This is a genomic window from Streptomyces sp. NPDC097617 (assembly GCF_044761485.1).
GTDB lineage: Bacteria > Actinomycetota > Actinomycetes > Streptomycetales > Streptomycetaceae > Streptomyces.
The window spans coordinates 192849-203065 of record NZ_JBIWCL010000016.1 but is presented as its reverse complement, the minus strand read 5'-3'; the positions used below and the strand labels follow the sequence as shown (position 1 = coordinate 203065).

At 69.7% G+C, this 10217-nt stretch carries 4 protein-coding genes, 1 tRNA gene and 1 rRNA gene; 5 read left to right on the top strand and 1 reads right to left on the bottom strand.

All coding sequences use genetic code 11. The features are described 5' to 3' along the window. The 3 genes from rrf to ACIQZO_RS24945 all read left to right on the top strand — a co-directional run. A 5S ribosomal RNA gene (gene rrf / locus ACIQZO_RS24955) occupies window positions 1-93 on the top strand; the annotation flags it as partial. A gap of 5 nt (window positions 94-98) precedes the next feature. Then, window positions 99-174: transfer RNA gene (locus ACIQZO_RS24950), tRNA-Thr, on the top strand. 197 nt (window positions 175-371) lie between these two features. Continuing rightward, window positions 372-977, top strand: a complete 606-nt coding sequence (locus tag ACIQZO_RS24945) for an HdeD family acid-resistance protein (protein WP_403629820.1) — start codon at window positions 372-374, stop codon at window positions 975-977. Window positions 978-989: 12 nt separating this feature from the next. Here the strand turns inward: ACIQZO_RS24945 and ACIQZO_RS24940 are convergent, their stop codons facing one another. After that, window positions 990-3575, bottom strand: a complete 2586-nt coding sequence (locus ACIQZO_RS24940) for a SpoIIE family protein phosphatase (protein ID WP_403629817.1) — start codon at window positions 3573-3575, stop codon at window positions 990-992. A gap of 167 nt (window positions 3576-3742) precedes the next feature. Between ACIQZO_RS24940 and ACIQZO_RS24935 the strand changes: the two genes are divergently transcribed. Further along, window positions 3743-9256, top strand: coding sequence for a HAMP domain-containing protein (locus ACIQZO_RS24935; RefSeq protein ID WP_403629815.1), 5514 nt, complete (start codon window positions 3743-3745; stop codon window positions 9254-9256). Window positions 9257-9530: 274 nt separating this feature from the next. Next, on the top strand, window positions 9531-10214 hold the full coding sequence (locus ACIQZO_RS24930; protein ID WP_383190692.1) for a two-component system response regulator: 684 nt from the start codon (window positions 9531-9533) through the stop codon (window positions 10212-10214). Window positions 10215-10217: the final 3 nt, after the last annotated feature.

The following is a 10217-nucleotide window of genomic DNA, read 5'->3' as shown; positions in this document are numbered from 1 at the left end:
ACGCCCGGTTACATTTCGAACCCGGAAGCTAAGCCTTTCAGCGCCGATGGTACTGCAGGGGGGACCCTGTGGGAGAGTAGGACGCCGCCGAACAACCCGCCCTTTTAGCTCAGTCGGTAGAGCGTCTCCATGGTAAGGAGAAGGTCAACGGTTCGATTCCGTTAAAGGGCTCCACATAGAAAGGCCCCCGCCTCCTGGCGGGGGCCTTTTTTGTTTTCCCCTCAAGAAGCGGGACCGGGGCGGGACACGGTCGCCGGGCGCGCTGGACCCTACCTGCCTAAGGTGGATGTGAAGGGTAGATAAGGTACGTCCGGCGGCTTTGAGGTGCCACAGGTGCCCCCACTGGCCGCTCGGTTGGCCCAGGAGGCGTGATGACCGTACCCCCCGACGCGGCGCCGCAGCACTCGCAGCCCACGCAGAGCGACCCCGAGGATCTCTTCAGGCAGGTCGGAGCCACATGGCACTGGGCTCTCGGTTTCGCCCTCGCGACCCTGATCCCCGGCATTCTGGTGCTGGTCTGGCCCGACGAGACGCTTCACATCCTGGCCGTCATCATCGGTCTGCAGCTCCTCGTGGCGGGCGTCTTCCGCTTCGTCACGGCCTTCTCGCAGGGAGGCGACGGCGGAAGCAAGCTGGCGGGCGTACTGATCGCCATGCTCGCGTTCCTGGCCGGCGTCCTGGTCCTGCGTCATCCGATGCAGACCATCGGAGCGCTGACCCTGATCGTCGGGGTGTTCTGGTTGCTGACCGGAGTGCTCACGGCGTTCACCGCGATCGCGGACCGCTCGCTCGTGCACCGGGGCATGCGGTTCGGGCTGGGAGCCCTCGGCGCCGTCGCCGGCATCGTCGTGCTCTGCTTCCCCGTGGACTCCGCGGTCGCCCTGACCCGGCTGCTGGGACTCTGGCTCGTACTTCTCGGCGTCTTCGAGCTGGTGATGGCCTTCGCCCTGCGCTCCTCCACCCGCCGGATCCCATGAGTCCGGGCTGAGTCAGTCGCCCGTGCGCTGCTCCGGGACGCGGAAGGCGAGGATCGCCATGTCGTCCGATGCGGGTTCCGCGGCGAAGCGTTCCACCGCGCGCAGCACGCGGGAGGCGACCGCGCCCGCGGTGAGGCCCGTACAGGTGGTGAGGACCTCGGCGAGGCCGTCGTCGCCGAGCATGCGGGTCCCCTCGCGGCGCTCGGTGACGCCGTCCGTGACGCACAGCAGGACATCGCCGGGGTCGAGGGTCAGGGTCTGCTCGTAAAGGTCCAGGTCCTCGATCACGCCCAGCAGCGGCTGAGGGTCGGCGGCCGCGTCGACCTGGCCGTTCGGGCGCAGGCGCAGCGGCAGCGGGTGGCCCGCGCAGACGACCTTCATCAGGGCGCCGCCGTCCGGCTGGGGGTGGAGCTCGCCGTACAGGAGGGTCAGGAAGCGGCTGCGGGCGCCCTCGTCGAGGATGGCGGCGTTGAGTCGCTCCAGTACGGCCGGGCCGCCCAGGCCCTCGCGGGCCAGCAGGCGCAGTGCGTGCCGGGCGAGGCCGGTGACTGCGGCCGCTTCGGGACCCGTACCGCAGACGTCGCCGATGGCGAAGCCGTACGCGCCGTCGCGGATCGGGAAGACGTCGTAGAAGTCGCCGCCGACCTCGTTGCCCTCGCCGGCCGCGCGGTAGATGACCTCGACCTCCATGCCGGGGATCGCGGGGGAGCCGGGCGGCAGCAGGCTGCGCTGGAGGGAGCGGCTGATCGCGGTGCGCTCGGAGTAGAGGCGGGCGTTGTCGAGGGCCAGCGCGGCCCTGCGGGAGAGGTCCTCGGCCAGTTCGAGGATCTCCTGGCGGAAGTGCTCTTCCCGCGGCTTGCCGAGGGTGAGCATGCCGATGACGCGGTTGCGGGCGAGGAGGGGGAGGACCACGGTCTCGCCGCCCACCGCGGTGGTGGCCTCGGCCCACGGGCGGGCGCCGGCCTCGCGGACCGGCTCGGGCGGGCTGACCCGGGAAAGCAGGTCCTTGAGGCCGTCGATGCGCTCCTCGTCCTCGTGGAGGACGTAGGAGAGGTACGGGTCCGAGGACTGGTCGGCGATCGTGTAGACGGCGCACCAGGTGGCGAGGGTCGGGACGGTCATCTGGGCCATCAGCGCCAGGGTCTGGTCCCGGTCGAGGGTGCCGGCCAGCAGGTCGGAGGCCTCGACGAGGAAGGAGAGGGAGCCGCGGCGCAGTCGTTCCAGTTCGCCGAGGCGCGCGGACTCGACGGCGAGGGCGATGCGGTCGGCGGCGAACTGGAGGTGCAGGGCCTCTTCGTTGGAGTAGCGGCCGGGGGTTTCGGCGGCGACGCCGAGCGAGCCGGTGAGGCGGCCTTCCACCTTGAGCGGGACGGTGACGGCGGAGCGCATGCCGGTGGCCTCCAGGAGCGGTACGGCTCCCGGTGCGGCGATGAGGTCGTCGTGGACGGCGGGCATGCGGGCGGAGCCGTAGCGGTTGGTTCCGGCCTCGACGGGGACGCGGGCGAAGCGCTGGCGGGTGGAGGGCAGACCGGTCGTGGCGCGGACCTCCAGCTCGGTTTCGTCGTCGGTGGCGAGCAGCAGGAAGGCGGCGTCGGCATCGAGGAGGTCGCGGGCGCGCTCGACGGTGCGTTGGAGGAGTCCGTCGAGGTCATCGGGGGCGGGGGAGCCGATGAAGACCTCGAAGGGGTCCGCGGGGCGCGGATCGGTGAAGTGGCCGCTGTCGGGGGCGGGCACCCGCACCGGGGTCTGGAGCAGGGCCCGCTCGTCGTCGTGGACGAGCAGGCAGACGATCGACGGTTCGCCGTGGGCGTCGCGGACCCGCAGGTGGGAGGCGAAGACGGGGATGACGCGGCCGTCGGCGCCGCGGACGCCGTAGCTGCCCTCCCAGCGGGACAGGCGCAGGGCCTCGGCGATGCCGGTCCCGGTGCCGGGGGTCTGCGGCCAGGCGGCGAGCTCGGCGAGCGGGCGGCCCAGGGCCTTCTCGGCGGGGTGGCCGAAGATGTGCTCGGCGTCCTCGTTCCAGGCGGAGATGGCGTCGTCCGAGTCGATCTGGAGGACGGCGACGCGGACCCGGCTGTCGGCCAGGGGCAGCAGCTGGTCGGGGATGACGGGGCCCGCGGAGCGGGTACCGACCGGCCGGTCTGGCAGGTCGATACGGAACCACACGTGCTTGTGGGTGGCGGTGTACTCGACGCCCCAGCGGGTGGCGAGGGCGGCGCAGAGCATCAGGCCGCGGCCGTTCTCGCGGTCGGGGTCGGCGTAGGGGCGCTCGCCGGGGTGCTGGAGCGGGAGCTCGCGCTCCGGATACCGGTCGGCGACCTCGACCCGTACGCCGCCCTCGGCGCGCAGGCACAGGACCTCGGCCCGGGTGCCGGCGTGGACCACGGCATTGGTGACGAGCTCGCTGGTGAGGACCACCGCGTCGTCGACGATGTCCGCGAAACCCCAGCCGTGCAGGGTGTCGCGGACGAACCCGCGGGCGGCGGCGACCGAGCGCCCGAGGGGATCGAAGCTGGCAGCCGCCCGTGCCGTGATCACGAGTCTCCTTCGACGCGGTTGGACATCGGGTGCCAGGTTACTTACCTTCGCGGTCGGCATGTGCGCTCGTCAGGGATTCCACCCGCAGGGTACGGCGGGTGTGCAATGGTGCCGAAGTGTTATGGCCGGGTTCGGCCAGGGTGAAACACTGGGCAGGCTTGAAGAGCCGGCTTGTGGTGAGTCAGGTGTCCGGTGGATAAGCGGTCGACCCTTTCGGGAGGGACACGGTGGAGTCTGGCGCAGCGGTACGGCGTACGGGAACGCGGCCGAAGGGCGGACGTTCCCGGCGCAGTGGCACGACGGAGGTCGATACCGCCGCTCTGAACCGGCTGCTCACGGCCCTGGTGTCGATGCGGGACGGGAATTTCCGCAAGCGGCTGACGGTGTCCGGCGAGGGCGTGATGGCGGAGATCGCCGCCGTCTACAACGAGGTCGCCGACCGTAATCTTCATCTCACCGGGGAGCTGTCCCGGGTGCGGCGGATGGTGGGCCGTGAGGGCAAGCTGAGCGAACGGCTGGAAACGGGTGCCTGCGAGGGTTCCTGGGCGGCCGCGATCGATGCCTCGAACCAGTTGGTGGACGATCTGGCCCGGCCGGTGTCCGAGGTGGGCCGGGTGCTGTCGGCGGTGGCCGAGGGCGATCTGGACCAGCGGATGGACCTGCGGACGCAGGCGGCCGAGGGGGCCGGGCATCCGCTGCGCGGCGAGTTCCTGAAGGTCGGGCGTACGGTCAACAACCTGGTCGACCAACTGTCCGCGTTCACCGACGAGGTGACGCGCGTCGCGCTGGAAGTGGGTACCGAGGGCAAGCTCGGTGGGCAGGCCCAGGTGCGCGGGATGTCGGGATCCTGGAAGGATCTGACCGACTCCGTCAACACGATGGCGTACCGGCTCACCGCCCAGGTACGTGATATCGCTCTCGTCACGACGGCGGTCGCCAAGGGCGATCTGTCGCGCAAGGTCACGGTGCACGTGGCCGGCGAGATGCTCCAGCTGAAGAACACCGTGAACACGATGGTGGACCAGCTGTCCTCCTTCTCCTCCGAGGTGACCCGTGTCGCCCGCGAGGTGGGTACGGAGGGCGAGCTGGGCGGCCAGGCGAAGGTGCCCGGGGTCGCGGGCGTGTGGAAGGACCTGACGGACTCGGTCAACACCATGGCCGGGAACCTGACGGCTCAGGTGCGCGGGATCGCGCAGGTGACGACGGCGGTCGCGAACGGCGACCTGTCGCAGAAGGTACGGGTCAGCGCGCGCGGCGAGGTGGCGCAGCTGGCCGAAACGATCAATCAGATGACCGAGACGCTGCGGACCTTCGCGGACGAGGTCACACGTGTGGCGAGCGAGGTCGGGGCCAAGGGCCTGCTGGGCGGCCAGGCGCAGGTGCCGGGTGCGGCGGGGACGTGGAAGGACCTCACCGACTCGGTGAACACAGTCTTCCGCAACCTCACCACGCAGGTACGGGACATCGCGCAGGTGACGACGGCGGTGGCCAACGGCGACCTGTCGCAGAAGGTCACGGTCGACGTGGCCGGCGAGATGCTGGAGCTGAAGAACACCGTCAACACGATGGTGGACCAACTCTCGTCCTTCGGTGCGGAAGTGACGCGTGTGGCCCGTGAGGTCGGCGTCGAGGGTGAGCTGGGCGGCCAGGCGCAGGTGCCGGGTGCGGCGGGGACGTGGAAGGACCTCACCGACTCGGTGAACACCGCCTTCCGCAACCTCACCGGGCAGGTCCGCAACATCGCGCAGGTGACGACGGCGGTGGCCAACGGCGACCTGTCGCAGAAGGTCACGGTGGACGTCTCCGGCGAGATGCTCCAGCTGAAGAACACCGTGAACACGATGGTGGACCAGCTGTCTTCCTTCGCCGACCAGGTCACGCGGATGGCGCGGGACGTGGGTACGGAGGGCCGCCTCGGCGGCCAGGCGCGGGTCGAGGGGGTGTCCGGCACCTGGAAGGAGCTCACCGACTCCGTCAACTTCATGGCCGGGAACCTGACGTCGCAGGTGCGCCAGATCGCGCAGGTGACGACGGCGGTGGCCCGGGGCGACCTGTCGCAGAAGATCGACGTGGACGCCCGGGGCGAGATCCTGGAGCTGAAGAACACCATCAACACGATGGTCGACCAGCTCTCGGCCTTCGCCGAGCAGGTGACCCGGGTCGCCCGGGACGTGGGTACGGAGGGCCGCCTCGGCGGTCAGGCGCAGGTGCCCGGGGTGGCCGGCGTATGGCGCGACCTGACGGACTCCGTGAACGGCATGGCGGGGAACCTGACCTCGCAGGTGCGCAACATCGCGCAGGTCGCGACGGCGGTGGCCCGCGGTGACCTGTCGCAGAAGATCGACGTGGACGCCCGGGGCGAGATCCTGGAGCTGAAGAACACCCTCAACACCATGGTCGACCAGCTCTCGAACTTCGCGGAGCAGGTGACGCGGGTGGCGCGCGAGGTGGGTACCGAGGGCATTCTCGGCGGCCAGGCGGAGGTGAAGGGGGTCTCCGGTACCTGGAAGGACCTCACACAGTCCGTCAACTTCATGGCGAACAACCTGACGTCCCAGGTGCGCAACATCGCCGAGGTGACCACGGCCGTGGCCATGGGCGACCTCTCCAAGAAGATCACCGTCGACGCCAAGGGCGAGATCCTCGAGCTGGTCACGACCGTGAACACGATGGTGGACCAGCTGTCGTCCTTCGCGGAGCAGGTGACGCGGGTGGCCCGCGAGGTGGGCTCCGAGGGCATCCTCGGCGGCCAGGCCCGGGTGCGCGGGGTGACGGGCATCTGGAAGGACCTGACCGACAACGTCAACCTGATGGCCAACAACCTGACCTCCCAGGTGCGCAACATCTCCCAGGTCTCGGCGGCGGTCGCCAACGGTGACCTGACCAAGAAGGTCACGGTGGAGGCGCGCGGCGAGGTCGCGCAGCTCGCCGACACGGTCAACACGATGGTGAAGACCCTGTCGTCCTTCGCGGACGAGGTGACGCGGGTGGCCCGCGAGGTGGGCACTGAGGGCCGCCTGGGCGGTCAGGCGCACGTACCGGGCGTCTCGGGGACGTGGAAGGACCTCACCGACTCGGTGAACTTCATGGCCTCCAACCTCACCGGTCAGGTGCGGCAGATCGCCATGGTCACGACCGCCATCGCCAAGGGCGACATGACCAAGAAGATCGACATCGATGCCCGCGGCGAGATCCTGGAGCTCAAGACCACCATCAACACGATGGTCGACCAGCTGTCGTCCTTCGCGGACCAGGTGACCCGCGTGGCCCGCGAGGTGGGCACCGAGGGCATCCTCGGCGGCCAGGCCCGGGTGCGGGACGTCGACGGCACCTGGCGGGACCTGACCGAGTCCGTGAACGAGATGGCCGGGAACCTCACCCGGCAGGTGCGCGCGATCGCGGCCGTGGCCACCGCGGTGACCCGCGGCGACCTCAACCTGAAGATCGACGTGGACGCGGCGGGTGAGATCCAGGTCCTCCAGGACAACATCAACACGATGATCGCGAACCTGCGCGACACCACCTTGGCCAACAAGGAGCAGGACTGGCTCAAGGGCAACCTCGCCCGCATCTCCGCGTTGATGCAGGGCCGCCGCGAGCTCGACGACGTCGCCTCGCTGATCATGAGCGAGCTGACGCCGGTGGTCTCGGCGCAGCACGGCGCCTTCTTCCTGGCGCTGCCGGCCGGCGGCACCACCGAGTTCGGGACGGAGGGGGGCGCGGACGGTTCGTACGAGCTGCGGATGCGCGGGAGTTACGCGTACGCGGGCGGCCAGATGCCCATCTCCTTCCGGCCGGGGGAGGGGTTGATCGGGGCGGTCGCCGAGGAGAAGCGGATGATCCTCGTCGAGAACACTCCGCCGGGCTACCTGAAGATCTCCTCGGGTCTGGGCGAGGCACCGCCGGCGCACGTGATCGTGCTGCCGGTGCTCTTCGAGGGGAAGGTGCTCGGCGTCATCGAGCTGGCCTCCTTCACGCCCTTCACGCAGATCCAGAAGGACTTCCTCAGCCAGATCGCCGAGATGATCGGTACGAGCGTCAACACCATCAGCGTCAACTCCAAGACGGAGATGCTGCTGAAGCAGTCGCAGGAGATGACCGAGCAGCTGCGCGAGCGCTCCGACGAGCTGGAGAACCGGCAGAAGGCACTGCAGGCCGCCAACGCGGAGCTGGAGGAGAAGGCCGAGCTGCTGGCCCAGCAGAACCGGGACATCGAGGTGAAGAACACCGAGATCGAGGAGGCCCGGCAGGTCCTGGAGGAGCGGGCCGAGCAGCTCGCGGTTTCGATGCGCTACAAGTCCGAGTTCCTGGCGAACATGTCGCACGAGCTGCGGACCCCGCTCAACTCGCTGCTGATCCTGGCCAAGCTGCTCGCCGACAACGCGGAAGAGAACCTCTCTCCCAAGCAGGTGGAGTTCGCCGAGACCATCCACGGGGCGGGTTCGGACCTGCTCCAGTTGATCAACGACATCCTTGACCTGTCGAAGGTCGAGGCCGGGAAGATGGACGTCTCGCCGACCCGGATCGCGCTGGTCCAGCTCGTGGACTACGTGGAGGCGACGTTCCGGCCGCTCACGGCGGAGAAGGGCCTGGACTTCTCGGTCCGGGTCTCCCCGGAGCTGCCCGCCACCTTGCACACCGACGAGCAGCGGCTGCTCCAGGTACTGCGCAACCTGCTGTCGAACGCGGTGAAGTTCACCGACAGCGGGGCGGTGGAGCTGGTGATCCGGCCGGCCGGCGCCGATGTGCCGATGGCGATCCGCGAGCAGCTGCTGGAGGCCGGTTCGCTGCGGGAGGCGGACGCGGACCTGATCGCCTTCTCGGTCACCGACACCGGGATCGGGATCGCCGCGAGCAAGATGCTGGTGATCTTCGAGGCGTTCAAGCAGGCGGACGGGACGACGAGCCGCAAGTACGGCGGCACCGGGCTGGGGCTGTCCATCAGCCGGGAGATCGCCCGGCTGCTGGGCGGGGAGATCCACGCGGCGAGCGAGCCCGGCCGCGGGTCCACCTTCACGCTGTACCTGCCGCTGCACCCGAGCGAGCTGCCCCCGCAGGGGTACGCGCCGCCCACCCCCGGCGGTGCCCGCGGTGAGCTGTACCGCAGGTCCGTGGACGGCGGGCGGCCCGCGCCCGCGTCCGTACCGTCGGTGCAGGCGCAGCCGGCACGTCCGGCGCTGTCGGCGGCCGAGCCGGCCGTGCAGGGGCACGGCGGCGGGGCCGCGCTGTTCCGGCGGCGGCGCAAGGCGGCGAGCGAGCTGGAGCCGCGTACGGCGGTGCCCGGCCAGTCGAACGTGATGGGGCCCGAGGACGGTTGGGGCAGCGCGGACGATGAGCCTCCGGTGGTGCCCCGGACGTACGACTTCCACGGCGAGAAGGTGCTGATCGTCGACGACGACGTACGCAACGTCTTCGCCCTCACCAGCGTGCTGGAGCAGCACGGACTGGCCGTGCTGTACGCGGAGAACGGGCGCGAGGGCATCGAAGTCCTGGAGCAGCACGACAATGTGACGGTCGTACTGATGGACATCATGATGCCCGAGATGGACGGGTACGCGACGACCTCGGCGATCCGGCGCATGCCGCAGTTCGCCGGGCTGCCGATCATCGCGCTGACGGCGAAGGCGATGAAGGGGGACCGGGAGAAGGCGATTGACTCCGGTGCTTCCGACTACGTCACCAAGCCGGTCGATCCCGACTATCTGCTGTCGGTGATGGAGCAGTGGATGCGCGGCAAGTGATCGCGGGGAGAGCGGACGGAGGCCCGTAGCTGACTCACTGTGCCCGTAAGGGCATGGAAGGACGGTAAACGGGGAACCTTCTGCTCTCCCACCACGTTTCTGCTTCGTGCACAGTGACATCTTGGTGACAGGGTGTGGCGATCTCGGGACTGGGGCTACGATGACCGGCACAAGGACGGACGGCGCAAGGATGCCGCCCTCTGGGGCGGGGCCCGGCGCACAGGCCGGAGCCCGGAGCCGGGGAGGCCCCATGCCGGGGCGAGGAGGACAGGGCATGGTGCAGAAGGCCAAGATCCTCCTGGTCGACGACCGGCCGGAGAATCTGCTGGCGCTGGAGGCCATCCTCTCCGCGCTCGATCAGACACTGGTCCGGGCGTCGTCGGGGGAGGAAGCGCTCAAGGCGCTGCTGACGGACGATTTCGCGGTCATCCTGCTGGATGTCCAGATGCCGGGCATGGACGGATTCGAAACGGCCGCGCACATCAAGCGGCGGGAACGGACCCGGGACATCCCGATCATCTTCCTGACCGCGATCAACCACGGTCCGCACCACACGTTCCGCGGTTACGCGGCGGGTGCGGTCGACTACATCTCCAAGCCCTTCGACCCGTGGGTGCTGCGGGCCAAGGTCTCGGTCTTCGTGGAGCTGTACACGAAGAACTGCCAACTGCGCGAGCAGGCGGCCCTGCTGCGGCTCCAGCTGGAGGGCGGCAGCTCCAACGGCGTGGACGCGAGCAAGGAGACGGCCGGGCTGCTGGCCGAGCTCTCCGCGCGGCTCGCGGCGGTCGAGGAGCAGGCGGAGGCGCTGACCAAGCAGCTCGGCGAGGATTCGGCCGACGCGGGTGTGGTGGCGACCGCGGCGCACCTGGAGCGCAAACTCACCGGGCTGCGGCGGGCGCTGGACGCACTGGAGCCCGGAACCGCCGGAGGGGCCCCGGCGCTGCCCGCGCAGAACTGACCG

Excerpts from the sequence above, each read along its gene's own strand:
- ACIQZO_RS24945 (WP_403629820.1), top strand. The coding sequence starts at position 372 with ATGACCGTACCCCCCGACGCGGCGCCGCAGCACTCGCAGCCCACGCAG.
- ACIQZO_RS24940 (WP_403629817.1), bottom strand. The coding sequence starts at position 3,575 with ATGCCGACCGCGAAGGTAAGTAACCTGGCACCCGATGTCCAACCGCGT.
- ACIQZO_RS24930 (WP_383190692.1), top strand. The coding sequence starts at position 9,531 with ATGGTGCAGAAGGCCAAGATCCTCCTGGTCGACGACCGGCCGGAGAAT.